This is a genomic window from Alphaproteobacteria bacterium (assembly GCA_030740435.1).
In the GTDB taxonomy this organism is placed as follows: domain Bacteria; phylum Pseudomonadota; class Alphaproteobacteria; order UBA2966; family UBA2966.
This window is the reverse complement of record JASLXG010000085.1, coordinates 1-24,719: the sequence shown is the minus strand read 5'-3', so window position 1 is coordinate 24,719 and position 24,719 is coordinate 1. Positions and strand designations below refer to the sequence as shown.

23 protein-coding genes and 1 pseudogene are annotated in these 24,719 nt (G+C 67.3%); 15 read left to right on the top strand and 9 right to left on the bottom strand.

The features are described 5' to 3' along the window. Positions 1-69 precede the first annotated feature (69 nt). From QGG75_10005 to QGG75_09990, 4 genes are all read left to right on the top strand, one after another. Positions 70-1,293 carry a CaiB/BaiF CoA-transferase family protein gene (locus QGG75_10005; protein ID MDP6067566.1) on the top strand — a complete coding sequence of 408 codons (1,224 nt, stop codon included), beginning with the start codon at positions 70-72 and terminating at the stop codon, positions 1,291-1,293. 41 nt (positions 1,294-1,334) lie between these two features. Next, entirely contained in the window at positions 1,335-2,087 is a 753-nt protein-coding gene (locus QGG75_10000; GenBank protein MDP6067565.1) for an SDR family NAD(P)-dependent oxidoreductase, read from the top strand. A 90-nt stretch (positions 2,088-2,177) separates the two neighbouring features. After that, entirely contained in the window at positions 2,178-2,480 is a 303-nt protein-coding gene (locus QGG75_09995) for a c-type cytochrome (GenBank protein ID MDP6067564.1), read from the top strand. A 13-nt stretch (positions 2,481-2,493) separates the two neighbouring features. Continuing rightward, positions 2,494-3,789 carry an NAD(P)/FAD-dependent oxidoreductase gene (locus tag QGG75_09990; GenBank protein MDP6067563.1) on the top strand — a complete coding sequence of 432 codons (1,296 nt, stop codon included), beginning with the start codon at positions 2,494-2,496 and terminating at the stop codon, positions 3,787-3,789. Between the two features lie 22 nt (positions 3,790-3,811). Here QGG75_09990 and QGG75_09985 read toward each other — a convergent pair whose 3' ends face one another. Continuing rightward, positions 3,812-4,549 carry a prolyl oligopeptidase family serine peptidase gene (locus QGG75_09985; protein ID MDP6067562.1) on the bottom strand — a complete coding sequence of 246 codons (738 nt, stop codon included), beginning with the start codon at positions 4,547-4,549 and terminating at the stop codon, positions 3,812-3,814. 74 nt (positions 4,550-4,623) lie between these two features. On the opposite strand from QGG75_09985, the gene QGG75_09980 reads away from it, so the two are divergent. Genes QGG75_09980 through gluQRS form a run of 3 tightly spaced genes read left to right on the top strand, consistent with a single transcriptional unit; the run spans position 4,624 to position 7,144 of the window. After that, on the top strand, positions 4,624-5,448 hold the full coding sequence (locus tag QGG75_09980; protein MDP6067561.1) for an alpha/beta hydrolase: 825 nt from the start codon (positions 4,624-4,626) through the stop codon (positions 5,446-5,448). Positions 5,449-5,468: 20 nt separating this feature from the next. Continuing rightward, positions 5,469-6,287, top strand: coding sequence for an alpha/beta hydrolase (locus QGG75_09975; GenBank protein ID MDP6067560.1), 819 nt, complete (start codon positions 5,469-5,471; stop codon positions 6,285-6,287). Then, positions 6,284-7,144: a tRNA glutamyl-Q(34) synthetase GluQRS gene (gene gluQRS, locus QGG75_09970; protein MDP6067559.1), complete on the top strand. Its 861-nt coding sequence runs from the start codon at positions 6,284-6,286 to the stop codon at positions 7,142-7,144. The genes QGG75_09975 and gluQRS overlap by 4 nt, the downstream gene beginning before the upstream one ends. Positions 7,145-7,415: 271 nt before the next feature. Here gluQRS and QGG75_09965 read toward each other — a convergent pair whose 3' ends face one another. From QGG75_09965 to QGG75_09950, 4 genes are read right to left on the bottom strand one after another with little or no spacing between them, the layout of a single operon-like run. Further along, a complete protein-coding gene (locus QGG75_09965) occupies positions 7,416-8,855 on the bottom strand; it encodes an aldehyde dehydrogenase family protein (protein ID MDP6067558.1) in 1,440 nt (479 codons plus the stop codon). A gap of 12 nt (positions 8,856-8,867) precedes the next feature. Beyond that, positions 8,868-9,827 (bottom strand): NAD(P)-dependent oxidoreductase, encoded by a 960-nt coding sequence (locus tag QGG75_09960; protein MDP6067557.1) that lies wholly within the window; start codon positions 9,825-9,827, stop codon positions 8,868-8,870. 11 nt (positions 9,828-9,838) lie between these two features. Continuing rightward, positions 9,839-11,011, bottom strand: a complete 1,173-nt coding sequence (locus QGG75_09955) for a multidrug effflux MFS transporter (GenBank protein MDP6067556.1) — start codon at positions 11,009-11,011, stop codon at positions 9,839-9,841. 25 nt (positions 11,012-11,036) lie between these two features. After that, positions 11,037-13,079: a protein meaA gene (locus tag QGG75_09950; GenBank protein MDP6067555.1), complete on the bottom strand. Its 2,043-nt coding sequence runs from the start codon at positions 13,077-13,079 to the stop codon at positions 11,037-11,039. Between the two features lie 142 nt (positions 13,080-13,221). Here QGG75_09950 and ccrA point away from each other — a divergent pair, with 142 nt between their 5' ends. Both ccrA and QGG75_09940 read left to right on the top strand, forming a co-directional pair. Beyond that, a complete protein-coding gene (gene ccrA / locus QGG75_09945; protein MDP6067554.1) occupies positions 13,222-14,529 on the top strand; it encodes a crotonyl-CoA carboxylase/reductase in 1,308 nt (435 codons plus the stop codon). A gap of 124 nt (positions 14,530-14,653) precedes the next feature. Then, a complete protein-coding gene (locus QGG75_09940) occupies positions 14,654-16,336 on the top strand; it encodes an acyl-CoA dehydrogenase family protein (protein ID MDP6067553.1) in 1,683 nt (560 codons plus the stop codon). 159 nt (positions 16,337-16,495) lie between these two features. Here QGG75_09940 and QGG75_09935 read toward each other — a convergent pair. After that, positions 16,496-17,074 (bottom strand): annotated as a pseudogene (locus QGG75_09935) (phage Gp37/Gp68 family protein). 90 nt (positions 17,075-17,164) lie between these two features. On the opposite strand from QGG75_09935, the gene QGG75_09930 reads away from it, so the two are divergent. From QGG75_09930 to QGG75_09910, 5 genes are read left to right on the top strand one after another with little or no spacing between them, the layout of a single operon-like run. Then, complete coding sequence (locus tag QGG75_09930) at positions 17,165-17,362, top strand: twin transmembrane helix small protein (protein MDP6067552.1); 198 nt, start codon at positions 17,165-17,167, stop codon at positions 17,360-17,362. Positions 17,363-17,387: 25 nt separating this feature from the next. Further along, the gene (locus QGG75_09925) at positions 17,388-17,945 is read left to right on the top strand and encodes a cob(I)yrinic acid a,c-diamide adenosyltransferase (GenBank protein MDP6067551.1); all 558 of its coding nucleotides are present in this window, start codon (positions 17,388-17,390) and stop codon (positions 17,943-17,945) included. Between the two features lie 35 nt (positions 17,946-17,980). Next, positions 17,981-18,769, top strand: a complete 789-nt coding sequence (locus QGG75_09920) for an enoyl-CoA hydratase-related protein (GenBank protein MDP6067550.1) — start codon at positions 17,981-17,983, stop codon at positions 18,767-18,769. Between the two features lie 12 nt (positions 18,770-18,781). Beyond that, the gene (locus QGG75_09915) at positions 18,782-19,546 is read left to right on the top strand and encodes an SDR family oxidoreductase (protein MDP6067549.1); all 765 of its coding nucleotides are present in this window, start codon (positions 18,782-18,784) and stop codon (positions 19,544-19,546) included. Positions 19,547-19,569: 23 nt separating this feature from the next. Next, positions 19,570-20,532, top strand: coding sequence for an AEC family transporter (locus QGG75_09910; GenBank protein MDP6067548.1), 963 nt, complete (start codon positions 19,570-19,572; stop codon positions 20,530-20,532). Here the strand turns inward: QGG75_09910 and QGG75_09905 are convergent. Genes QGG75_09905 through QGG75_09895 form a run of 3 tightly spaced genes read right to left on the bottom strand, consistent with a single transcriptional unit; the run spans position 20,529 to position 22,862 of the window. Then, positions 20,529-20,981, bottom strand: coding sequence for an SRPBCC domain-containing protein (locus QGG75_09905; protein ID MDP6067547.1), 453 nt, complete (start codon positions 20,979-20,981; stop codon positions 20,529-20,531). The genes QGG75_09910 and QGG75_09905 overlap by 4 nt on opposite strands. Before the next feature lie 31 nt (positions 20,982-21,012). Further along, on the bottom strand, positions 21,013-21,900 hold the full coding sequence (locus QGG75_09900; GenBank protein ID MDP6067546.1) for a DMT family transporter: 888 nt from the start codon (positions 21,898-21,900) through the stop codon (positions 21,013-21,015). A gap of 47 nt (positions 21,901-21,947) precedes the next feature. Then, complete coding sequence (locus tag QGG75_09895; protein ID MDP6067545.1) at positions 21,948-22,862, bottom strand: DMT family transporter; 915 nt, start codon at positions 22,860-22,862, stop codon at positions 21,948-21,950. Positions 22,863-23,268: 406 nt separating this feature from the next. Between QGG75_09895 and QGG75_09890 the strand changes: the two genes are divergently transcribed. Further along, positions 23,269-24,516 (top strand): HlyD family secretion protein, encoded by a 1,248-nt coding sequence (locus tag QGG75_09890; GenBank protein ID MDP6067544.1) that lies wholly within the window; start codon positions 23,269-23,271, stop codon positions 24,514-24,516. The last annotated feature ends 203 nt before the right edge of the window (positions 24,517-24,719 follow it).

Below are 24,719 nucleotides of genomic sequence, written 5' to 3'. Positions count from 1 at the left end.
GGCGGGCGATTCCTGTCGATTTTGAAATGCGCTATGCTGGCGGCCCGCCCCGCAGCGCCTGAGGAAATCATGTCCGGTCCGCTCGCCCATATCCGTGTCCTCGACCTCAGCCGCATCCTGGCCGGGCCCTGGGCGACGCAGATCCTGGCCGATCTGGGGGCCGAGGTGATCAAGGTCGAACGCCCCGGCCAGGGCGACGACACCCGCACCTGGGGGCCGCCATTCCTCAAGGACGCGGACGGCAAGGAGACCACGGATTCGGCCTATTACCTGGCCGTCAATCGCGGCAAGAAGTCGCTGACGCTGGACCTGGCCTCACCCCAAGGCCAGGACCTGGTGCGCCAATTGGCGGCCAAGTCCAACGTCCTGGTGGAGAACTACAAGACCGGCGGCCTGGCCAAGTACGGCCTCGGTTACGAGGACCTCAAGGCCCTCAATCCGGGCCTGGTCTATTGCTCCATCACCGGTTTCGGCCAGGACGGACCCTATGCCAAGCGGGCCGGCTACGATTATCTCCTGCAGGCCATGGGCGGCATGATGAGCATCACCGGCCCGGCCGACGGCGAGCCTGGGGCGGGGCCGCTGCGGGTCGGCGTGGCGCTCATCGACATCATCACCGGCATGTATTCGGCCACCGCCATCCTGGCCGCCCTCAACCACCTTGAACGCACCGGCGAGGGGCAATATATCGACATGGCGCTGATGGATTCGGCCACGGCGCTGTTGGCCAACCAGGGCATGAACTATCTCATCTCGGGGCGCTCGCCGGGGCGCAGCGGCAACAGCCATCCCAACGTCGCTCCCTACCAGCCCTTCGAGACGGCCGACGGCTGGATCATCGTGGCCATCGGCAACGACAACCAGTTCGGCCGCTATTGCCGCCTCATCGGCCGGCCCGAAATGGCCGATGACGAGCGTTTCAAACGCAACCAGGGCCGCATCGAGAACCGGGCCGAGTTGATCCCGCCGATCGAGGCGGCCATGCGCCAGCGCTCCAGCGCCGACTGGCTGGCCGCCCTGGAGGCCGAGGGCATCCCCGGCGGCCCGATCAACGAGCTCGACCAGGTCTTCGCCGACCCCCAGGTGCAGCACCGCGGCATGAACATCGAGCTGCCCCACGCCCTGGCCGGCGATGTGCCGCTGATCGCCAGCCCCATCAAGCTCAGCCAGACCCCGGTGAGCTACAGCCACGCGCCGCCGACGCTGGGCGAGCACAGCGAAGCGGTGCTGGCGGACGTGCTGGGCCTGGCCGCCGACGAAATCGCCGAGTTGCGCCAGCGCGGCATCGTCTGACATCTGAACTCTGACATCCGAAGCAGGAGCGAAAAATGCGTATGAAAGACAAAGTCGCCCTGATCACCGGGGCCGGCGGCCCCATGGGCCGGGCCATCGCGCGGCGCCTGGCCGAAGAAGGTGCCTCGCTGGTGCTGACCGACATTTCGGCCAACCGCATGGACGAGGCCGTGGCCCTGACCCACGAAGTGCTGACCGAGGGCGCCGACATCGCGGCCCGGCGCTCGAACGCCACGGTGGCGGCCGAGATCCTGCCGGTGGCCGAACTGGCGCTGGAGCGCTTCGGCCGGGTCGACGTGCTGGTCAACCTGGTGGGGGGCTTGCGCGGCGACATGTACGTGCCGCTGCTGGATATTTCCGACGAGCGCTGGGGCGAGACTTTGCAACTCAATCTGCGGGCCGGCATACATCTGGCCCGGGCCCTGGTGCCGGGCATGCGCGAGCGCGGCTGGGGGCGCGTCGTCAACATCTCCTCCGTCGCCTACGCCGGTGAACTGGGCCAGGCCGATTACGGTGCCGCCAAGGCCGCCGTGGCCTCGCTGAGCCGCAGCATGGCCATCGAGTTCGCGCCCCAGGTCAACGTCAATTGCATCGCGCCCAGCCTGATCCGCACCTCGGTGGTCGAGCGCATGGACGCCGCGGAGCTGGCGGACTTGCGCGACCGCACGCTGCTCAAGCGTCTGGGCGAGGCCGACGAGATCGCCAACGCCGTGCTTTTCTTCTCGTGTGACGAATCCTCCTTCGTCACCGGCCAGTTGCTGGCCGTCTCGGGCGGCATGGCGGTCTCGTTGTAGAATCGATGTTTGCCAATCTTGCTCTCGATTTCACATATTGATATTGTGGAATACGGGAGACGGGAAAATTCCAATGGGAGGGTAAGACAGATGATTCCACGCACAACCGTCGTCGCCGCCCTGGCAGTGACGGCTCTCTTGTTTCCGCTATCACCGGCCGCGGCCGACAGCTTGGATCCGCTGATGCTGGCCAACCCCTGCGCCGGCTGTCATGGCACCGACGGCAAATCCAAGGGCGCCATGCCCACCATCAACGGCAAATCGAAGAAGTATATCGCCGACGCCCTCAAGAACTTCCGCGACGGCAAGAAACCTTCGACGATAATGCAGCGCATCGCCAAGGGCTACAGCGACGCCCAGATTGATGCCCTGGCCTCGGTCTACGGCAAATAGGGGGGAAACGATCATGAGCAAACTCACACGCCGGCGCTTCACCCAGTTGGCCGCGGCCACCACCGCCAGTTCGGCGATTGGGGGGGGCCTGGGGCTGGTCAACATCCTACCGGCCCGGGCCGCTTCGGGGCGCGTGGTGGTCATCGGCGGCGGCTTCGGCGGCGCCACCGCGGCCAAGTACATCCGCAAGGCGGACCCCGGCATCCAGGTCACGCTGATCGAGCCCAAGACACAGTTCGTCACCTGCCCCTACAGCAACACCGTGATCGGCGGCCTCAACGACATCGGTTTCATCACGCACAACTACGACGCCCTCAAGGGCAAATACGGGGCCACCGTGGTGCATGACACGGCCACCGCCGTCGATGCCGCCAAGAAGACGGTAACCACGGCCGGCGGCAAGACTTTCGCTTACAACAAGCTGGTGCTGTCGCCGGGCATCGACTTCAAGTGGGGGGCCGTCGAGGGCTACAGCCAGGCGGCCAGCCAGAAGATCCCGCATGCCTGGAACGGCGGCCCGCAGACCATGCTGCTGCGCAAGCAGCTCAAGGCCATGCCGGCCGGCGGCACCTTCATCATCGCACCGCCGGGCAATCCCTTCCGCTGCCCGCCGGGCCCCTACGAGCGGGTCAGCCTGGTGGCCAACTACTTCAAGGCCCACAAACCCGGCTCGAAGATCATCATCCTCGATCCCAAGCCCAAGTTCTCCAAGCAGCCGCTTTTCATGCAGGGCTGGGATCGGCTCTACAAGGGCATGATCCAATGGGTCAGCCAGAAGGACGGCGGCGGCGCCACCCGGGTCGACGTGGCCGGTATGACCGTGCACACCGAGTTCGACAAGTTCCGTGGTGACGTCATCAACTTCATCCCGGCCCAGAAGGCGGGCAAGATCGCCTTCCTGGCCGGCGCCACCGACAAGTCGGGCTGGTGCCCGATCAACCCGCGCACCTTCGAATCGACCATCCACAAGGACGTCTACGTCATCGGCGATGCCTCGATTGCCAGCCCGCTGCCCAAGTCGGGCTATTCGGCCAACAGCGAGGCCAAGGTGGCGGCTGCCGCCATCGTCGCCCAGCTCAGCGGCAAACAACCCGGCGAGCCTTCCTTGATCAACACCTGCTACAGCCTGGTGGCGCCCGACTACGGCATTTCGGTGGCCATGGTCTACGGTTTCGCCAATGGCAAGATCATCAAGAAAAAGGGCTCGGGCGGCGTCGGCCCCAAGGACGCCAACGCCGAGTTCCTGAAAAAGGAGGCCCAGTTCGCCGAGGGCTGGTACACCAGCATCTCGTCCGACATCTGGGGATAGAACACAGCCCGGAGCGGGGAGGTCACGGACCTCCTCGCTCCAGCAGCTCTGGCGGCTGGCCGTCCAGCCGGTCGGCGAAGGCCTCCAGCAAGAAACGGCCGGCGAGCTCGAGGCCGACCGGGTCGATGCCGTGGCCGAGCCCGGGTGAGACGTGCCAATCGACAACGATGCCGGCCGCCGCCAGGCCGCTGGCCGCCAGGTGCAGTGCCGCCACCGGCACCAGATCGTCGGCTTCGCCATGGCAAAGCAGTACCGGCGGGCGGGCGCGGATCTCGTGCGCCAGCCGGTCGGCGCCCACCAGGGCGCCCGAGAAACCGACGATGGCGGCGGGCGGGCGGGCTCGGCGCAGCCCCACATGCAGCGACATCATGGTGCCCTGGCTGAAACCGACCAGGGCCAGATGCTGGTCATCGAGATCATGGCGGGCAAGCTCGGCGTCGATGAAGGCCTCCAGCGGCGGCGCCGCCCCGGCCACCCGGTCGGTCATGCCGAGGTAGCGGGCCTCCGTGGCCTCGATATCGCGGGCTGCCGTGGTCGGGTCGTAATCGCCCAGGCCGAACCACTGGCGTCCCATGGGCGCCATTTCGCAGGCTTCGGGCGCATGCGGCGCGGCAAAAGCGGCATCGGGCAGGTGCTGTTGCAGGAAGGGCGCCAGCTGGATCAGGTCGTTGCCGTCGGCCCCGAATCCGTGCACCAGAACGACCAGGCGTTGCGCGTTGCCGCCGGCAGCCGGCACCCTGGGGCCGTCGAGGGCCGTCATGACCCGCTCGCCATGGACCCGAAAGGCTCGGTCATCTATTTTCGCCCCACTGTTCCCTGGCCCGAGAGTTCCGCATGCCTCTGCTCCACGTCAATGGTGTCCGCGTCCATTATTCCGACCAGGGCCGCGGCGATCCAGTCATTCTCGTGCACACCGGCATCTCGAGCGGCAGTCAGTGGCGAGCCATGGGCGCCGATCTGGCGGATAGCTGGCGCTGCCTCGCCATCGACCTTCACGACCGGGGCGGTACGGATCCTTGGCCGGGCCCAACCCCTATCAGCGTGGACGACGATGCCGTGCTGGTCTTGGCGCTGGCCGCCGAATCGGGTCCGGCTCATCTGGTCGGGCATTCCTGGGGCGCCGTCGTGGGCCTGCGGGCCGTTCTGGCCGAGCCCTCGGCCTTCACCAGCCTGACGTTGGTCGAGCCGCCGCTTTACCCGCTGCTGTTGGAGCGTGGCGAGGCCGACGTCCTGGAGCCGCTACAGGCCGATGTCGAACAATTCCTGAAGCACATAGACGAAGGCCGCCAGGCCGAGGGCTGGCGGCACTTTGTCGATCTGCAGAACGGCGCCGGCACCTGGCAGGGATTGAGCCACGACAAGCGCCAGGAATTCATCGCCATGTCGGCCGCGGCCCGGGACAAATACGACGCCATGTACCAAAACCCCACCCGCGGCGCCGATCTCGGCCGCCTCGACTTGCCCACCCTGGTGCTGTGGGGCAGCGCGACGGCGGCGCACGACGTCCGGCTCTGCCAGATCGTCCTGGAGTGCATACCCGGGAGCCGGGGCCAGGCCATCCCCGGTGCCGGGCACGTCAGCCCCATGAGCCACCCCCGGGAAGTGGCGGCGGCGCTGCGCCGGCACCTCGAGCGTTCCAGCCCGCCGGCCCGGCAATAGATCGAGCGGCGGAGTTCAGCATGCCCACGCTTCATGTCAACGGCGCCTGTGTTCATTATTCCGACCAGGGCCACGGCGATCCCGTCATTCTGGTTCACAACGGCATCTCGAGCGGCAGCCAATGGCGGGCCATGAGCGCGCACCTGGAAGATAGTTGGCGCCTGCTGGCCATCGACCTTTACGACCGGGGCGACAGCGATCCCTGGCCGGGACCTCGGGCCCCCAGCCTGGATGACGATGCCGCTTTGTTGGCGGCTTTGGCCGCCACCGTCGGGCCGGCCCATCTGGTGGGGCATTCCTATGGCGGCGCCGTGGCGGTGCAGGCCGCCCTGGCGTCGGCAGCTTCCTTCGCCAGCCTGGTGCTGCTCGAGCCGCAGCTCTACCCCGTGCTGGTGGAACTGGGCGAGGCCGAAATCCTGGCCGAAAAACAGGCCCTGAGCGAGGGCTTCCTGCGGCGTCTGGAAGATGGCCGCGAGGCAGAGGGCTGGCGGTTCTTCGTCGATCATTTCAACGGCCCCGGCACCTGGCAGGGCTTGTCCCAGGCCAGGCGCCAGGAATTCATAGCCATGTCGGCGACGGCCCGGCAAAAGTACGACGCCATGTACGCCAGCACCACGGTCCGGGCCGATCTGGAAAACATTACCCTGTCCACCACGGTGCTGTGGGGCGGCCAAACGGCGGCCTACGACCTGCGCCTCTGCCAGGTCGTCCTGGAGGCCATTCCCGGAAGCCGCGGTGACGCCATTCCCGGCGCCGGCCACATGAGTCCGCTGAGCCACCCCGAGGCGGTGGCGGCGGCGCTGCGGCGCCACCTGGAGCGTAACCGGGGCCTGGCGTGAGCGCCGTCCTGCGCTTCGCCCCCAGCCCCACCGGGCGCCTGCATCTCGGCCACGCCTATTCGGCGCTTTTTACCTGGAGCCAGGCCCAAGCCGTCGGCGGCCGCGTGCTGCTGCGCATCGAGGACATCGACCGGGGCCGCTGCCGGCCCGAGTTCGAGGCGGCGATTGTCGAAGACCTGGCCTGGCTGGGGCTGGAATGGAAAACCCCGGTCAGGCGCCAGTCCGAGCACCTGGACGACTACGCCCGGGCACTCGGGCGCCTGGAGGACCGTGGCCTGCTTTATCCCTGCTTCTGCACCCGGGCCGAAATCCGCCGCGAAATCGCCGCCAGCCCCTCGGCGCCACAGGGGCCCGACGGGCCAATCTATCCCGGCACCTGCCGGCATCTCGATGCCGGCGAGCGGGCGGCAAGGCGGGCCTCCGAGCCCCATGCGCTACGCCTCGACGTGGCCGCGGCGCTGGAACGGCTGGGCGCCGAGCAACTCGTCTGGCGGGACGCCGAGGCCGGTCCGCAATCCGCCGATCCGGCCAGCCACGGCGACGTGGTGCTGGCGCGCAAGGACACGCCGACCAGCTACCACCTGGCGGTGACGGTGGACGACGCCTTGCAGGGCGTGACCTTGGTGACCCGTGGCCAGGATCTTTTCGCCGCCACTCACGTGCACCGCTTGTTGCAGGCGCTATTGGATCTGGTGGTGCCGGCCTACCACCATCACCGCCTGATCAGCGATGCCGAAGGCCGGCGCCTGGCCAGCCGCGACAAAGCCACGGAACTGGCCGAGTTGCGCCAGGCCGGCTGGACGGCCGGCGACGTCAGGCGCGAACTGGGGTTCGAACCGGCGACATGGGTAACATGAATTGAAGGCTGCTGCCGGCTCCCTCCCTCCTTGTGGGGGAGGGTGAGGGAGGGGGGCTTGGTTTGGTCGTCCTCGACAATCATTGCGACCAACACATCGTGTGATCGTTCGTTTAAGTGCGCTCGCCGCTGGGCAGACCGGAAGCATGGCTTCCGGTCGCACGACAGCTTGGGGAGCCGCCGCCGCGTCAAGTAGCCACTCGCGTTGCTCGCTGGGTCACTTGACCCGGTCGTCTGCAAGCCACCCTTGGAACGGTCGGGCAATTGGCCGGTCAACCAGTAATCGTCTTGAGATCGAGGTAGTCCTGCAGGCCAAAGACGCCGTTTTCGCGGCCGTTGCCGGACTGTTTCATACCGCCGAAGGGGGCGTCGTAGTCGTAGGCCTGGCCGTTGATGGAAACGTTGCCCGCCCGCAACGCGCGCGCCAGGCGCTCGGCCCGCTCGGCATCTCCGGTTTGGACGCAGGCGCCCAGGCCATAGCGGGTATCGTTGGCAAGCCGGATCGCCTCTTCCTCGTTGTCGAAAGGCATCATGCAAAGCACCGGGCCGAATATTTCCTCCCGGTTGACGGTCATGTCGGGGGCCACGTCGGCAAACAGCGTCGGTTTGACGTAGTAGCCTACCTCCAGACCCTCGGGCCGGCCGGTGCCGCCGGCTAGCAGCGTGGCGCCCTCGTCGATGCCGCGCTGGATCAGGCGCTGGATGTTTTCGAACTGCTGGGCGTTGACCACGGGGCCGATATGATCGCCTTCCCGGGCCGGATCGCCGACCAAAGTGGCCCGGGCCGTACGGGCGGCGATCTCCTTCGCCTCCTGGTAAACACTGCCTTCGACCAGCAGCCGGGTCGGCGCGTCGCAGGTCTGGCCGGAGTTGGCGAAGCAGGCCGCCACGCTCCAGGCGACGGCGCTGGGCAAATCGGCATCGGCGAACAGCAGGTTGGGCGATTTGCCGCCGAGTTCCAGGGTCACCCGCTTGACCGTGTCGGCGGCCGCCTTGGCCACCGCGATGCCGGCCCGGGTCGAGCCGGTAAACGACACCATGTCGACGTCCGGGTGCCCCGAGAGCCCGGCCCCCGCCACCGGGCCATGGCCGTTGATCAGGTTGAAGGCGCCCGGGGGGAAACCGGCCTCATCGATCATTTCGGCGAACAACAGCGCCGAGAGCGGCGATTCCTCGCTCGGTTTCAAGACGCAAGTACAACCCGCCGCCAGCGCCGGCAGCACCTTGACGACGACCTGATTGATGGGCCAGTTCCAGGGCGTGATCAGGGCCGCGACGCCCACCGGCTCGTGCACCACGCGGCTGCCGCCACGGGGCGAGCGGCCTTCGAAGCGAAAGTCCCCGAGCGCTTCCATGATGACCTCGATATGCCCCTCGCCACACGGCGTCTGGACCTCGCGGCTGAAGGTCACCGGCGCGCCCATTTCGCTGCTCATGGCGTTGGTCATTTCGTCGGCCCGGCGCTGGTAGATCCGCAACAAACGCTCGAACCAGGCCAGACGCTCGGCGACGCTCGTCGCGGCATAGCCGGCGAAGGCCTTCTTGGCTGCCGCCACGGCCCGCTCGACATCGTCATCGCCGGCCAGCGAAATGGTTGCGATGGCGCTCTCCGTGGCCGGATTGATGACCGCGAAATCCCGGGCCTCCAGGGGATCGACCCAAGCCCCGTCGATATAGAACTGCCGCAATTCCATGACTTGGCGCTTCCCCATGTTGAATGCCGCCTACGCCCGGCCCGTCGGGATCACCTCGTAGCCCGGCTGTTCGGGCTCATTATCGATCATTTCCGGCGGGAAACCCGGGGCCAGAATATCGACACCGCAGGCTTCCTCCAGCCGCTTGACGATGTTGGGCGAGAATTCCCGGGCGCCGTAGCGCGCCAGGCCGTCCTTGAAGATATCGAGCAGCAGCGGCGAGATCTCCAGCGCCAAGCCGGCGCGCTCGGCCAGGGCTTGAAAGAGACCCACGTCCTTGACCACCAGGTCCATGGTGAAGTTGATGTCGCGCGAGCCGTTCAGGATCACCTGGCTCTCGGTTTCGTGGACGAAGGAATTGCCCGACGAAATGCGGATCGCCTCGTAGGCCGTATTGAGGTCCATGCCGGCCGCCTTGGCGGTCACCAGCGCCTCGCACAAGGTCGCCAGATTGGCGCTGGCCAGGTAGTTCGTCACGACCTTCAGTACCGACGCCGAACCAAGCTCACCGGTATGCAAAATACGCCGCCCCATGATCGCCAGCACGGGCAGCGCGCGTTCGAAGGTGGGGCGCTCGCCGCCGGCGAAAATCGCGATGTTGCCGGTGGCGGCGCGGTGGCAGCCGCCCGATACCGGGCAGTCCATGGCTTGGCCGCCCCTGGCTGCAACAAGCGCTCCCAGCCGCCTGACTTCGGCCGCGTCGCTGGTCGACATCTCGGCCCAGATCTTGCCCTCCGAGATCCCAGCCAGGATGCCGTCCTCGGCCTCCATCACCGCCGCCGAGGCCGCCGGGCTCGGCAGGCAGGTGATCACCATGTCGCAGAGCTCGGCCATTTGCTTGGGGCTCGGGGACTCGATCGCTCCCTTTTCCAGGAAGGGTGCGACGATGGCGTGATCGAGATCGCGCACCCAGAGCTCGAAACCATGGCGCAGGAGGCTGCCGGCCAGCTTTCCGCCAACATTACCGAGACCGATGAAACCGATTTTCATATGCCTGATCCTCATCGCTGCCGCGCCTGGCCCCAAACATAGGCGGCTGCCGCCCCCAGAATGAACCCCAGGACCGCCAGCGTCATGGGCACTTGCGTGCCGTCGGCAACCCAGGCCACCAGCAATGTCGCCAGCGCCGCCCCCGACATTTGCAAAAAGCCGAGCAGCGCCGAAGCCGTGCCGGCGATGTGGGGAAAGGCACCGACGGCGCCGGCCGTGGTGTTGGGAAAAACCATGCCCATGCCCGAGGCCACCACCGCCATGGGCACGATCACCGCCGCCACGCTGAATACGCCGGCCAGCGCCAGGCCGGCCAGCAGGCCGGCGCCGAGCAGCGCCGCCGCGATGCCCAAGGCCACCATGCGATCGATGCCGAGGCGTAGCGAAAGCCGGCTGGCGGCATATGAGCCCAAGGCGAAGCCGCCGACGGTGATCAGCGAATACCAGCCGAAGTTCTGCGCCGGCTCGCCCAAGAGCTCGATGATGATGAAGGGCGCCTCGGTGATGAAGGCGAACAGCCCGGCCAGCACGCAGGTCGAGGAAAGGGCGTAACCGAGGTAGGCCGGCGAGGCCAGCAGCGTGCGGTAGCCCGCCATCAGGCTGCTGGGTGGCGCCAGGCCCGGCGGCCGGGTCTCGCCCAGGAAACGCAGCATGACGATCATCACCACGGTGCCGAATGCGGCCACCGCGGCAAACACCGAGCGCCAGCCGAACCAGACCTGCAGATGCGACCCCAGCACCGGAGCTACGGCCGGCGAGATGGCCAACACCAGGCCGATGGTGGCCATGACGCGGGCCGATTCCTCGCGCTCGAAGACGTCGCGGATGATGGCCCGGGCCATTACCGGTCCGGCGCAGGCGCCCATGGCCTGCAACACCCGGGCGCCGATCAGCACCTCGATCGAGGGCGCCAGCATGCAGCCCAGGCTGGCCACGATGTAAAGCCCAATGCCGGCCAGCACCACCGGCCGCCGGCCGATGCGGTCGGAAATCGGGCCGTAAGCGAGTTGGGTCAGCGCCACGGCGGCGAAATAGACGGTCAGCGTCAGTTGCACCATGCGTGGCGTGGTGCCGAGGTCGCGCGTCAACGCCGGCAGCGAGGGCACGTAGATGTTGGTCGCCACCATGCCGACCGCCACCAGCGAAGCCAGCAGGGCGATCAGTTGGCCGCGGCTGAGGGTCATGGCGAGGCGATAGGCGAGGTGGTGCCTACGCCGCCAGCCCCGCCCGCTCGCCGATCAATTCCACGATGTCGGCCATGATCCGGGTGATGGCGTAGTCCTTCGGCGTATAGACGCGGGCGACACCGTTGGCTTGCAGATGCGCCGCGTCGCTGGGCGGGATGATGCCGCCGACCACCACCGGGATGTCGCCCAGGCCCTGGCGCTCGAGGCCGGCCACCACGTCGGCCACCAGGGCGTTGTGCGAGCCCGAGAGGATCGAAAGCCCGACCAGGTGCACGCCTTCCTCGAGCGCCGTGGTGACGATCTGCTCGGGCGTCAGGCGGATGCCTTCGTAGACCACCTCGAAGCCGCAGTCCCGAGCCCTGACCGCGATCTGCTCGGCGCCGTTGGAATGGCCATCCAGCCCGGGCTTGGCGACCAGAATCTTGGGTGGGCCGCCGAGGTTTTCGGCCACCCGGCCGACGCTGGCCCGCACCGCCTCCAGCTCGCCGCCGGCGCCCGGCACCGCCACGCCGGCTCCGATGCCGGTGGGGGCGCGGTATTCGCCAAACACGCGGCGCAAGGAATCCGACCATTCGCCCGTCGTGACCCCGGCCTTGGCGCAGGCGATGGAGGCCGGCATGACGTTTTGCGCCTCCTGGACCGAGGCCTCGAGCGCCGCCAGCGCGGCCTGGACGGCGCTCTCGTCGCGAGCCGCGCGCCAGGCCTTGAGGCTCTCGATCTGGGCCGCCTCGGCGCCCTCGTCGATGGCCAGGAAACTTTCGCCATCGCCGGCCGTGAGCGGCGATTCGGCGCTCTCGGTAAAAGCGTTGACGCCCACCACCACTTGCTCGCCGGCCTCGATGGCGCGCAGGCGCCGGGCATTGGATTCGACCAGGCTCATCTTCATGTAGCCGCTCTCGACGGCCGCCACGGCGCCGCCCATGTCGTCGATGCGCGCGAGCTCGGCCCGGGCCTCCTCGGCCAATTCGCCGACCTTGGTCTCGATTTCGCTCGAGCCGGTGAAGATGTCGCCGCAGTCGAGCAAGTCCGTCTCCAGGGCCACGATTTGTTGCAGCCTCAAGCTCCACTGCTGGTCCCACGGGCGCGGCAGGCCCAGGGCCTCGTTCCAGGCCGGCAGTTGCACGGCCCGGGCGCGGGCGTCTTTCGAGAGCACCACGGCCAGCATCTCGAGCAAAATCCGGTAGACGTTGTTCTCGGGCTGCTGCTCGCTGAGGCCCAGGCTGTTGACCTGGACGCCGTAGCGGAAGCGGCGCAGCTTGGGGTCGGTGACGGCGTAGCGCCCGGCCGCCAACTCGTCCCAGAGCTCGACGAAGGCCCGCATCTTGCACATCTCGGTGATGAACTTGATGCCGGCGTTGACGAAAAAGCTGAGGCGGCCGACGACGCGGGGAAAGTCGGATTCCGAGACTTGGCCCGATTGCCGCACCGCATCGAGCACGGCACAGGCATTGGCCAGGGCGAAGGCCAGTTCCTGCACCGGCGTCGCTCCGGCCTCCTGCAAGTGGTAGGAACAAATGTTGATAGGGTTCCAGCGCGGCATCTCGGCCACCGTGAAGGCCACCACGTCGGCCGCCAGGCGCAAGGACGGCGCCGGCGGAAAGATGTGGGTGCCGCGCGAAAGATATTCCTTGATGATGTCGTTCTGCACCGTGCCGGCCAGGCCGGCGCGCTCGGCGCCCTGCTCTTCTGCCAGGGCGACGTAAAGCGCCAGAACCCAGGCGGCCGTCGAGTTGATGGTCATCGAGGTGTTCATGCGCTGGAGCGGGATTTGGTCGAAAAGCGTGCGCATGTCGCCGAGATGACCCAGCGGCACCCCCACCTTGCCGACCTCGCCCCGGGCCAGCACGTGGTCGGAGTCGTAGCCGGTCTGGGTGGGCAGATCGAAGGCCACCGAAAGCCCGGTCTGGCCGCGCGCCAGGTTGGTGCGGTAAAGCGCGTTGGAGGCGGCCGCCGAGGTGTGCCCCGAATAGGTCCGCACCAGCCAGGGAATGCGGGCCCCCGGCTCGGCCGGTGGCTCGGAGGGCGGCTCGGCGCCATTTTGTTGCGCTGCCGTATGTTTTGCCATCTGACCCTCTGTTTTCCCCAAACCGGTGGCTTTTGCCTTAGTATGTTTCGTGTTGCATGGCCCTGGGGAAATATCATATTACCGCCCCTATTGCGCTGCAAAATAAGTTGGATGCAGGGCGCCGCAGCGCAGCGAGGATGACATGACTAACGCAGCCGCGGCCGAAAGCTCCGAAATCGTTCCCGAAGGCGACATCAAGGACCTCTACGAGGTCGGCGAGATCCCGCCGCTGGGGCACGTGCCGGAGAAGATGTACGCCTGGGCCATCCGCCGTGAACGCCACGGCGAGCCGGAACAGGCCATGCAGGTGGAAGTCGTCGACACCCCCGAGATCGACAGCCACGAGGTGCTGGTCCTGGTGATGGCGGCGGGCGTCAACTACAACGGCGTCTGGGCCTCGCTGGGGGTGCCGGTCTCGGTCTTCGACGTGCACAAACAGGACTACCACGTGGCCGGTTCCGACGCCTCGGGCGTGATCTGGAAGGTGGGCCGCAAGGTTACGCGCTGGCAGGTCGGCGACGAGGTCGTGGTGCACTGCAACCAGGACGACGGCGACGACGAGGAATGCAACGGCGGCGATCCCATGTTCTCGTCGAGCCAGCGCATCTGGGGCTACGAGACGCCGGACGGCAGTTTCGCCCAGTTCGCCCGGGTCCAGGCCCAGCAGGTGATGCCCCGGCCGCGCCACCTGACGTGGGAGGAATCGGGCTGCTATGTACTCACTCTCGCCACCGCCTACCGCATGCTGTTCGGCCACCGGCCGCATATCCTCAGGCCCGGCCACAACGTGCTGGTCTGGGGCGCCAGCGGCGGCCTGGGCTCGATGGCCATCCAGCTCATCGCCACCGCCGGGGCCAACGCCATCGGTGTCATCTCGGACGAGGCAAAGCGCGAGTTCACGCTCTCGCTGGGCGCCAAGGGCGTGGTCAACCGCAGCGAATACGACTGCTGGGGCCAGTTGCCCCCGGTCGACGACGCCGAGGCCTATGGTGCCTACATGAAGAAGTGCCGCGAATTCGGCAAGGCCATCTGGCAGACCACGGGCAAGGGCGTCGACGTCGATTTCGTCTTCGAACACCCCGGCGAGCAGACCTTTCCGGTGTCGTGCTTCGTGGTCAAGCGCGGCGGCATGGTGGTCTTCTGCGCCGGCACCACGGGCTACAACATCACCTTCGATGCCCGCTTCGTCTGGATGCGGCAAAAGCGCATCCAGGGCAGCCACTTCGCCAACCTCTACCAATCCGCCCAGGCCAACAAGCTGGTCATCGAGCGCCGCATCGACCCTTGCATGTCGGAGGTCTTCTCCTGGGAGGACATCCCCTACGCCCACACCAAAATGCACCGCAACGAACACAAGCCCGGCAACATGGCCGTGCTGGTTTCGGCCAAGGTGCCGGGCTTGCGCACCATCGAAGACGTGCGCGAGGCCTGGGAGGATTCGCTGGCCTAGGGGCGGTGCCGAATCTTATTCGGCCCTTGTTTTCATTGTAATTTCAATGGGTTATTGAGCAGAAAGCGTTAACATAACTTTTCTTATGTTAACCCGTTTCGATCCGCCAACCGCGAGACTAGCGATGTCCTCAGCCCAAACCCAGCCCGCCCTGCTCGACGACCTGTTGCCGCACTGCCGCCAGGCGCTGGAGGCGGCCGAGCGCTTTCGCGGCGCTGCCCGCGAAGCCGTGGCCGCGCTGGTGCGGCGCGACGACGGCCGCATCGATGCCGGCCGGCTGGAAGCCAACCAGTACGCGGCCCACGGATTTTCCTGGCTGGCCACCTACGTCGAGGCCCTGGCCCAGATCCTGGGCTGGGCCGAACGACTCGAATCGGACGGCCGCCTGGGCGAGCTCGAGCGCCTGATCCTGCAGCTCGTGTTCGGCGAATACCTGGCCCAGCTCTCGGGCGGCATCGCCATGAGCCAGGGCGAGGTGGTGCGCCCGGCCGATCTCGGCATCGAGCTGGCCGAGGTCGAAGCCTTGCAGACACCGGCCGTGGCGGCCCTGGCGGCCGGCGGCAACACGGCCCAGGCCCGGGCTCGTCTGGCGGCGCTGATCGCTGATGCCGCCGCCAGTGGCCAGTTCGGCAACCTTGACCTCGACGAGACCATGGCGCTGGTGCGCGAGCAGTTCCGCCGCTTTGCCGAGGACGCCGTGGTGCCGGCGGCGCACAAGTGGCACCTGGCCGACGACTACATCCCCATGGCGGTGATCGACCAGATGGCCGAGCTTGGCGTCTTCGGCCTCACCGTGCCGGAAGAATTCGGCGGCCTGGGCATGGGCAAGATGGCCATGTGCGTGGTCTCGGAGGAGCTCAGCCGGGCCTACATCGGCGTCGGCTCGCTGGGCACGCGGTCCGAAATCGCCGCCGAGCTGGTGCGTCTGGGAGGCACGGACGAGCAGAAAAAAAGTTGGCTGCCACGCATCGCGTCCGGCGAGATCCTGCCCACCGCCGTCTTCACCGAGCCCAACGTGGGCTCGGACCTCGGCAGCCTGCGCACCCGGGCGCTACGGGACGGCGAGACCTACCGCGTCACCGGCAACAAGACCTGGATCACCCACGCCGCCCGCACCGACGTCATGACGTTGCTGGCCCGCACCGACCCCGAGACCAAGGGCTATCAGGGCCTCAGCATGTTCCTGGCGGAAAAGCCCCGGGGCGACGACGCGAACCCCTTTCCGGCCGAGGGCATGACGGGATCGGAAATAGAAGTGCTGGGCTATCGCGGCATGAAGGAGTTCGAGCTCTCGTTCGACGGCTTCGAGGTGGCGGCCGATAACCTCCTGGGCGGCGAGGAGGGCAACGGCTTCAAGCAGCTCATGGCGACCTTCGAATCGGCCCGCATCCAGACCGCCGCCCGGGCCCTAGGCGTGGGCCAGAATGCCCTCGAACTCGGTCTCCGCTACGCCCGCGAGCGCCAGCAGTTCGGCCAGGAGATCTACGCCTTCCCCCGCGTCCACGGCAAGCTGGCCTGGGCCGCCGCCGAGCTCATGGCGGCCCGCCAACTGACCTACTTCGCGGCCCGCGAAAAGGACGCCGACCGGCGCTGCGACCTGCAAGCCGGCATGGCCAAACTACTGGCCGCCCGCGTCGCCTGGTCGACCGCCGACAACGCCGTGCAGATCCACGGCGGCAACGGCTATGCGCAAGAGTATGCCATCAGCCGGGTGCTCTGTGATTCGCGGATCCTCAACATCTTCGAGGGCGCGGCGGAGATCCAGGCACAGGTGATTGCGCGCAGGCTGCTGGAAGGGGCGAATTAGCTTTGATACATTGCTATTTTAAGATATTTGTTTTCATAATCTGACAAATTCAAAATCCGTTCTTACATTGGTTTTTTCCAAGACGAACTCCTGCCGAAATATTTACGATCTTCCACTCTCAAAGTGTGTGTTGAGTAAGATTTGACACGCTGAGCCTTCCATCGCTCTTGCGCCGGGGCCGCTTTCGCCGCCAACGATGACCCAGTGGATGCCGTCGAGGTCGAGGCGGCCCAAGGGGCCGAGCAGGGGCTCGAGTGAAAGGAATCGGATTGGTGCTCGGATCTGGCGCAAGTGCACAAGGCGTGAAAGGCGCCGACGGTCCTCGATCGAGACACCGAGCCAAATGTGGTCGGGCGGTGACCTTTCGGCGTAACGCATGTTGATGTAGCTGCGCAGGCGCGAGCTGCGTTTGGTCAGCACCTGGTAGGTGTGATGGTCGGCCCGCTCCATGCTTTCGAATACCTGGTCGACATAGGCGACCGGGATCTGCTTGTGGAACAGGTCGCTCATGGAATTTACGAAGATCATTCGCGGCTTTTGCCAGCGCGCCGGCCATTCGAGGCGGTCTGGACGTAGCGTCAAATCAAAGCCGGGCTCGTAGGGATGACCGGGTACACCGCGGAATCGTTCGGCAGAGCGCTCGGCATAGCAATGGTCGCAGCCCGGGCCGATCTTGGTGCAGCCGGTAACCGGATTCCAGGTGGTGTTGGTCCACTCGATCGCGGAATTATCAGCCATGATCATAACCATATTGGTTCAACGTCTTTTCCGCTCCCCCCTACCGCCGTCCCACCGCGCCACGCTATAAAGGCGCATGGTGGATCGATCATGAAAATCGTGCTGGGAACCCTGGTCGTGCTGGGGCTGGTGGCCACTTTCGTGGTGTTGATGACCGGTGTCGTCTCGATGTTCCGGGGTGGCGCCTTCAATAGCCGCTATTCGAACCTCTTGATGCGCTACCGGGTCGGCGTCCAGGCGGCTACGGTGGCGCTGATGCTGGTTTATTTCCTGGCCTACGGGATTTGATTCCGAGGCGCCGACGGAGACGTCCATGGTCAAGCTTACCAAGATCTACACCCGCGGCGGCGACGCCGGCGAGACCTCGCTGGGCGACGGCAAGCGGGTGGCCAAGCACGATGCCCGGGTGGCCGCCTACGGCACGGTCGACGAGGCCAACGCCACCGTCGGCCTGGCGCGGCTCCATACCGAGGGCGCCGTCGATGACATGCTGGCGCGCATCCAGGACGATCTTTTCGACCTGGGCGCCGATCTTTGTACCCCTGGCGATGAGGTCGAGGGGGCGCTGCGCGTAACAGTGGCGCAGGTCGAGCGGCTGGAAGCCGAGATCGACGAGATCAACGAGGCTCTCGAGCCGCTTTCTTCCTTCGTGCTGCCCGGCGGTGCGCAGGGCGCCGCCTATCTGCATCTCGCCCGCACCGTCTCGCGCCGGGCCGAGCGCCTGATCACCGAGCTTTCGCAGGTCGAGGCCGTCAATCCGCAAGCAATTCGCTACGTCAACCGGCTGTCCGACCATTTTTTCGTGCTGGCCCGCAAGCTCAACGACGAGGGCCGCAGTGACGTGCTCTGGCGGCCCGGCGCCAATCGCTGACGGCCGCTGGCCGCTGGCTGACCAGAGGAGCAACCATGGCAGACGTCGTGCTCTACGACTGTGACGCCCGTGGTGTCGCCACGGCAACGCTGAACCGGCCCGAGGTGCGCAACGCCTACAACGGCGAGCTGATCGACGGCTTGACGGCTGCCGCCGCCCGGGCCGCCGAGGACCCGGCCGTTCGGCTGCTGCTGATCCGCGGCCAGGGCCCGCACTTTGCCGCCGGGGCCGATCTCAAATGGGTGCGCTCGGTGGCCGCCGCATCGCCCGAGGAGAACCTCGAGGTCTCGCGCCGCACGGCCGAGGCTGTGCGCGGCCTTAACGAATTGGCCAAGCCCACCGTGGCGCTGGTCCACGGCGGCTGCTTCGGCGGTGCCACGGGCATCATTGCTGCCTGCGACGTCGTGGTGGCCTCGGAGGACGCCATGTTCGCCATCACCGAGGTCTATTGGGGGCTGGTGCCGGACATCATTACGCCGCAGCTCAATGACGCCATGGGGCTCAGGCAGGTGCGGCGCTATGCGCTGAGCGGCGAACGCTTCCGTGCCGCCGAGGCCCGGCGCATCGGTCTGGTCCACGAAGTCTGCCCCACGGGCGGGCTCGATGCCGCCGCGGCGCCGATCATCGCCGGGCTGCTGCGGGCCGCCCCCGAAGCGGTCAGCGGCACCAAACGGACGGCGCTGGAATGCGCCGGTGCCCTGCTGGGTGAGGCCCGGCTCGAGCCGTTGTTGCAACGCCATTCGATCAAGCGCCAGTCGGAGGAAGCCAGCGAGGGCCTGGCGGCCTTCGCCGCCAAGCAGGACCCCGGCTGGGTGGTGAAATAGGGAGGGAGGGACATGCGAGATCTCACCGACAAAGTCGCCTGGATCACCGGCGCCGGTACCGGCATCGGCCGGGCCGGGGCCCTGGCCCTGGCGGCAGCGGGCATGAAGGTGGTGCTTTCGGGCCGGCGCCGCGAGAAGCTGGAAGAGGTGGTGGCGGCCATCGCGCCTGGCCCCGGCGAGGCGCTGGTCGAGCCCCTCGACGTGGCCGACCGGGCCGCCGTCGACGGCGTGGCGGAGCGGCTGGCCGCGCGTTTCGGCCGCCTCGACGTGCTGGTCAACTCGGCCGGCCTCAACGTCCTGGAGCGCCATTGGGAGAACCTCACGCCCGAGGGCTTCGACCAAGTGGTCGCCATCAACCTCAACGGCGCCTTCTATTGCTGCTTTGCTGCGCTGCCGATGATGCGGGCCCAGGGCGACGGACTTGTCGTCAACGTCTCGTCCTGGGCCGGGGTGCGCCACAGCTTCCTCACCGGCCCGGCCTACGGCGCCTCCAAGTTCGGCCTCGGGGCGCTGACCGAGAACATCAACATCGAGGAAGGCCTCAACGGCATCCGGGCCACCGCCATCTGCCCCGGCGAGGTGGCCACCGAGATCCTCGACAGACGCCCCATCCCGGTCAGCGAGGCCGACAAGGCGCGCATGGTGCAGGCCGAAGACACGGGCGAGATCATCCTTTTCCTGGCCCGGCTGCCGGCCAACGTCTGCATCAACGAGCTGGTGGTCAGCCCGACCTGGAACCGCACCTACGTGGCGGCGGCCAAGCACTTCCGGGGCTGAGACCCCCCGCCCCCGGCGCTTCCGTGCAGTTCATCGTCAGCACCACGCTGCCGCTTTTCGGCCTCATCCTGGCCGGCTACGTGGCCGGTTGGCGGGGCTGGCTGGGCGCCGACGCTGCCCGCGCGCTGGGCGCCTTCGTCTTTTACTTCTCGCTGCCGCTCTTGCTCTTTCGCACCCTGGCCACGGCGCCGGGCACGGAAAACTTCGATTTCCGTTTCGTCCTCGCCTATGCCGCCGCGGCGCTCGGCACCTTTGGCCTGATGGCGCTTGTGGGCCGGCGGCTGTTTGGGCTCGGCCTGGGCGAAGGGGCGCTATTCGGCATGGCCAGCTGCTACGGCCCCACCGCTCTCGTGCCCTTGCCCATCGCCTTGCAGATCTTCGGGCCGGCGGCGGTACTGCCGCTGGCCATGATCATCATGATCGACAATGCGCTGCTGATTCCAGCCGCCATCGCCGCCCAGGAACTGGAGCGCGCGCGCCGGGGCGCGGCCCCCGGCCGGGGCGCGGCACCCAGCCGGGTCTGGACGGCAACCACGCGGGCCGTGGTCTCGAACCCGGTGATCGTGGCCACGGTGCTGGGAATCGCTTTTGCCTTCGGCGAGATTCCCCTGCCGGCCCTGGTCGGCGGTTTTGCCGCCATTGCCGGTGCCGCCGCCATCCCTTGCGCGCTGTTTGCCCTGGGCATCACGCTGGCGGGCGTCGAGCTTTCGTCGAGGCCGGGCGAAACCGGGGTCATGGTGGCGTTCAAATTGATCCTCTACCCGGCCCTGGTGTTCGGCCTGATGGCTCTGATTCCCGGCCTCGATCCGATCTGGCGGGGCGCCGCGCTGATTGCCGCTGCCGGACCCATCGGCATCAACGTCTATCTCGTCGCGGTCAACTACCAGACCTACCTCGGCCGCGCCTCGACGGCCATGCTGGTGGCTACGGTGCTTTCGCTGCCGATCCTTTCCGCCATAGCCGTCTGGCTGGCGGCGGCGAACTAATCCGCGATCCGTCCCTCGGAGAAAGCCTTGAGGGCCTCGAGGCGGCGGCCCCAGGCGGCCTCGTAGGCGGCGCGCAAGGGCTCGCCCTGGGCCGCCGAAAAACGCCGCCAGCCGATGTGGCTGAGCTCGACATGGCTGGCGCCGCCGCCGCCGGCCTCGGTCAGCCTTATCACCACCTGGGTCAGCACCGGCCAGTCGTCCTGCGACCAGGTCCACTCGATGTACTCGGGCGGATCGACGCGGCCCACCAGGCCCTGGATCAGGACCTCGTTGCCTTCTTCCAGCCTGAGCGCCAGGAACTCGCCGCCGGGCCTGGGCTCCAGGTTGGCGCCCAGCCACCAGCGTCTGAGCCGGCCCTGTTCGGTCAGCGCCTGCCACACCGTGGCGCGCGGCGCCGCGATGGCGGCCTCCAGGCGCAACAGGTCCGGGGATCGGGCGGCTTCGGCCATGGCACCATTCTAGCTATTTTTGCCTTTTCGCTCAGGGCAACGGACCGGAAGTTCCGCGCCGGCCGGATTGCAGGCCGGCCAGCCTCTCGCGGTGGGCGATGTAGGTGACGCTGGCGACGATGATGGCGGCGCCGATCCAGGTCCAGATGTCGGGCAGCTCGCCGAAGGCCCAATAGCCGATCAGCGTGGCCCAGACCAGCTGGGTGAAGCTGAAGGGCTGGGTCACGGTGAGCTCGGCCACGGCGATGGCCTGGGTCATGGAATAATGCGCCACCGTGGCGATGGCGGCGATCAGCCCCAGCCAGACCATCTCCATGGGCGTCGGCTGGCGCCACACCATGAGCGCCGGCGGCAGCAGCATCAAGGTGACAAAAATCGTCAGGATGGCCATCACCACGATGGTGTCCTCGCGTTCGGTGAGGCGTTTGGCGATGAGCGCCGAGATGGCGAAGCTGGGGGCGGCGATGAGCATGGCGATGGAGCCCAGCTGGACGATCTCGATGCCCGGCCTGAGGATGACCATGGCGCCCGCCAACCCGGCCAAGGCGGCGGCGATGCGGTGGGCGTGCAGGCGTTCGCCGAAAAAGACGGCGGCGCCGATGGTGGTGAAGATGGGCGCCGTGAACAACAGCGCCGTGACCTCGGCGATGGGAACGTAGGCCACGGCGTAGAACCAGCCCAGCACGCCGACGCCGTGGATCAGCCCGCGCCCCAGGTGGAGGCCCCAGCGAGCTCGGCGAAAGCCGTCGAAGTTCAGGCGCAAGGCCAACGGCAGCACGAACAGGCCGCCGATGACATAACGGATGAAGGCCGCCTGGAAAGGGCTCATATCGCTGCCCAGGTGGCGCACGATGGCCGACATGAGGACGAAGCAAAGCCCCGAGACGGTGATCCAGAAGATGCCCTTGAAGTTTTCCACGGGCCGCCGGGCGGCGCCCAGGGGACCAGGGGTCTTTTGGGACGCGCTCAATGCGGCATGGCCTTGGCTGCGGCCACCGACTTGGTCGCCACCTCGCGATGCGCAATGTAGGTGGCGCTGGCGACGATGACGGCGGCCCCGGCCCAGGTCCAGACGTCCGGCACCTCGCCGAAGACGTAGAGCCCCAGCAGCGTCGCCCAGACCAGCTGCAAAAAGTGAACCGGCTGGGTGACCGTGATTTCGGCCGCCCGGAAGGCCTGCACCATGGTGTAGTTGCCGGCCGTGGCCAGGGCCGCCGTGAGGCACAGCCAGGCCACTTCCTCCCAGGTCGGCGGACGCCAGATCACCAGCGCCGCCGGCAACAGCGTCAGGGTGACGAAGAGCGAAAGGAAAGCCACGATGGTGGAACTGGCCTCGGTCTCGGTGAGGCGCTTGGCGATCAGGAACGAGGTGGCAAACAGCGGCGCCGCGGCGAGCTGGGCCAGGGCGCCGATGTCGACCACCGCCAGGCCCGGCCTGAGGATGATCAGGGTGCCCGCGAAAGCCATCAGTACGGCACCGATGCGCCGGGCCCGCAGTTTCTCGCCAAGGAACAGCGCCGCGCCCAAGGTGGTGAAGATCGGCGCCACGAAGGCCAGCGCCGTGACCTCGGCGATGGGAATGCGGGCCATGGCGAAAAACCACAGGCCCACGGCCGAGCCATGCGCCAGGCCGCGCATCAGGTGCAAACCCAAGCGCCGGGTCACGAGTTGCCGCCTTCCTAGGCGTACGAACAACGGCAGAAAGAACATCAAGCCGATGAGATAGCGAATGAAGGCCGCCTGTACCGGGTTCAAGTCACTGCCCAGATGGCGCACCACGCCGGTGACGCCAACGAACAAGAAGCCGGTCAGGACCATCCAGGCGATGCCCCGAAGGTTGGCGCTGGCCGGCCGGCCGGCCGGGTCTGAGACGGTGGTCATGGCGGTCAGTCTAGCGCAGCGGGCGGGGGGCAGGAGATTGGTTGGCTCGGCGGATGCCTAGGCTATAGACGCTCGGCAGTCGATAAGCTATGCGCAAAACGCATAGCTGCTATGACGAACACCTCGGCAGTCCTCTGAGGCTGCTTCGCAGGCCCCCAATTGCCTCCACCCTAAACAGCGAAGGGCGCCAGATCGCTAGATTTGCGGCCGACATGCAAGGAATGCAGGGCAGCCGGCGGAGTCCTCCGATTCCAGCCCCAGGAACGGGGACCCCGGCTGGGCGGTTGAGTGCCCAGGCCCGCTGGCATAGTCTCGGCCCCGGTCCACGAGAAAGAACCACGGCCCTGTCGCGTCGCCGGCGACCCGGGCCGGCTGGGGTTCGTCGTGGGACCGCGGGAGTTTGCTCGTGCTGGACGAATCCCACGAGGACCAAGGCGTGCGGCCGCGTGCCGTGCCCGGGCCGAGCGCCAACCAGGAAGCGCCGGCGGCCGGGCTCGAGGTTGTGGCGCCTGTCGAACAGCGGCGCCCGGGCTGGCCGCGGCGCCTGCTGCGCAGCCTGATCCGGCTCGCCTTGTTGTTCGCCGTGCCGGCCGCGGCGCTGGCCGTGGGACTGCATTTCTATGCTCTCACGGGACGCTACGTCAGCACCGAGAACGCCTACGTCAAGTCGCGCATCATCGCCGTCAGTCCCGAGATAGCAGGCCGCGTCGAGCGCGTGGCGGCAAAGGAGAACCAGCGCCTGGCGGCGGGCGCCGTGCTTTTTACCATCGCCGCCGAGCCCCACCGTATCGCCCTCGAGATCGCCCGGACCCGCATGGCGGCGGTGAAGAACGAAATCGAAAGCCTGAAGGCGGAGCACCGCCAGATCGGCGCCGAAATCGACCAGGTGGGCGAGCGCGTCAAGTATTACCGCCGCCTGCTGGAACGCCAAAGCGCGCTGAGCCGGCGCGGCGTCGCGCCCAAGGCCCGGCTCGACGAGGCGGAATACAATCTGGCTGCGGCCAAACAGAGCATCCAGGTGCTGCGCCGCAAGATGGCCAAGGTGCTGACCGGGCTGGGCGGCGATCCCCGGCAGCCGGCCGAGCGCAACCCGGCTTACCTGAAGGCCCGGGCCGAACGGGACCTGGCGCAGCTCAGGCTGGACAAAACCACGGTCAGGGCGGCGGCGGCCGGCATCGTCACGCGCATAGCGCTTGAGCCCGGCGAGTGGGTTCAGGCCGGCAAGGCGGCCTTCGGCCTGATCGTCGACGGCGAAACCTGGATCGAGGCCAACCTCAAAGAGACCCAGCTCACCCACCTTGCGGAGGGCCAGCGGGTGGCGGTGGGCATCGACGCCTACCCCGATCACACCTGGCAGGCCCGGGTGGCCAGCATCAGCCCGGCCACGGGCGCCGAGTTTTCCATCCTGCCGCCGCAGAACGCCTCGGGCAACTGGGTCAAGGTGGTGCAGCGCCTGCCGCTCAGGCTGAAGCTCGAGCCGGCCCCGGGCCTGCCGCCGCTGCGTGCCGGCATGACCGCCCGGGTGGAAATCGACACCGGCCGCCAGCGCCCTCTGCTGGTGCGGGCCGGCGAGGAACTGGCGGCGCTCGAGCGCGAGGGCCTGCCGGTCGGGTTCCTGCGGCAATTTCTCAAGCCCTGGCTGCGGCAAGACTAGAGCGGATCTCATTTGATGAGATCCGCTCTAGTTTGTCTTTATCGCTCACGGCGGCGGCCCTTCGGTCCGCTGCCTGCGCGGGCGCGGTGTGCCAGGCATGGCGCACGGTGCGAAAGCACCATTTGCCGGGCTGTGGTGGCCCGGCGACGACTTGGGGGTGGAAGTCCCCTACGGACCCTGGTGACGGGAACCGTTAGCTGTAC

Excerpts from the sequence above, each read along its gene's own strand:
- QGG75_09950 (MDP6067555.1), bottom strand. The coding sequence starts at position 13,079 with ATGGCAAAACATACGGCAGCGCAACAAAATGGCGCCGAGCCGCCCTCC.
- QGG75_09995 (MDP6067564.1), top strand. The coding sequence starts at position 2,178 with ATGATTCCACGCACAACCGTCGTCGCCGCCCTGGCAGTGACGGCTCTC.
- QGG75_09915 (MDP6067549.1), top strand. The coding sequence starts at position 18,782 with ATGCGAGATCTCACCGACAAAGTCGCCTGGATCACCGGCGCCGGTACC.
- QGG75_10005 (MDP6067566.1), top strand. The coding sequence starts at position 70 with ATGTCCGGTCCGCTCGCCCATATCCGTGTCCTCGACCTCAGCCGCATC.
- QGG75_10000 (MDP6067565.1), top strand. The coding sequence starts at position 1,335 with ATGAAAGACAAAGTCGCCCTGATCACCGGGGCCGGCGGCCCCATGGGC.
- QGG75_09975 (MDP6067560.1), top strand. The coding sequence starts at position 5,469 with ATGCCCACGCTTCATGTCAACGGCGCCTGTGTTCATTATTCCGACCAG.
- QGG75_09930 (MDP6067552.1), top strand. The coding sequence starts at position 17,165 with ATGAAAATCGTGCTGGGAACCCTGGTCGTGCTGGGGCTGGTGGCCACT.
- QGG75_09955 (MDP6067556.1), bottom strand. The coding sequence starts at position 11,011 with ATGACCCTCAGCCGCGGCCAACTGATCGCCCTGCTGGCTTCGCTGGTG.
- QGG75_09920 (MDP6067550.1), top strand. The coding sequence starts at position 17,981 with ATGGCAGACGTCGTGCTCTACGACTGTGACGCCCGTGGTGTCGCCACG.
- QGG75_09990 (MDP6067563.1), top strand. The coding sequence starts at position 2,494 with ATGAGCAAACTCACACGCCGGCGCTTCACCCAGTTGGCCGCGGCCACC.
- QGG75_09980 (MDP6067561.1), top strand. The coding sequence starts at position 4,624 with ATGCCTCTGCTCCACGTCAATGGTGTCCGCGTCCATTATTCCGACCAG.
- QGG75_09925 (MDP6067551.1), top strand. The coding sequence starts at position 17,388 with ATGGTCAAGCTTACCAAGATCTACACCCGCGGCGGCGACGCCGGCGAG.
- QGG75_09895 (MDP6067545.1), bottom strand. The coding sequence starts at position 22,862 with ATGACCACCGTCTCAGACCCGGCCGGCCGGCCGGCCAGCGCCAACCTT.
- QGG75_09905 (MDP6067547.1), bottom strand. The coding sequence starts at position 20,981 with ATGGCCGAAGCCGCCCGATCCCCGGACCTGTTGCGCCTGGAGGCCGCC.
- QGG75_09940 (MDP6067553.1), top strand. The coding sequence starts at position 14,654 with ATGTCCTCAGCCCAAACCCAGCCCGCCCTGCTCGACGACCTGTTGCCG.
- QGG75_09965 (MDP6067558.1), bottom strand. The coding sequence starts at position 8,855 with ATGGGGAAGCGCCAAGTCATGGAATTGCGGCAGTTCTATATCGACGGG.
- QGG75_09985 (MDP6067562.1), bottom strand. The coding sequence starts at position 4,549 with ATGACGGCCCTCGACGGCCCCAGGGTGCCGGCTGCCGGCGGCAACGCG.
- ccrA (MDP6067554.1), top strand. The coding sequence starts at position 13,222 with ATGACTAACGCAGCCGCGGCCGAAAGCTCCGAAATCGTTCCCGAAGGC.
- QGG75_09960 (MDP6067557.1), bottom strand. The coding sequence starts at position 9,827 with ATGAAAATCGGTTTCATCGGTCTCGGTAATGTTGGCGGAAAGCTGGCC.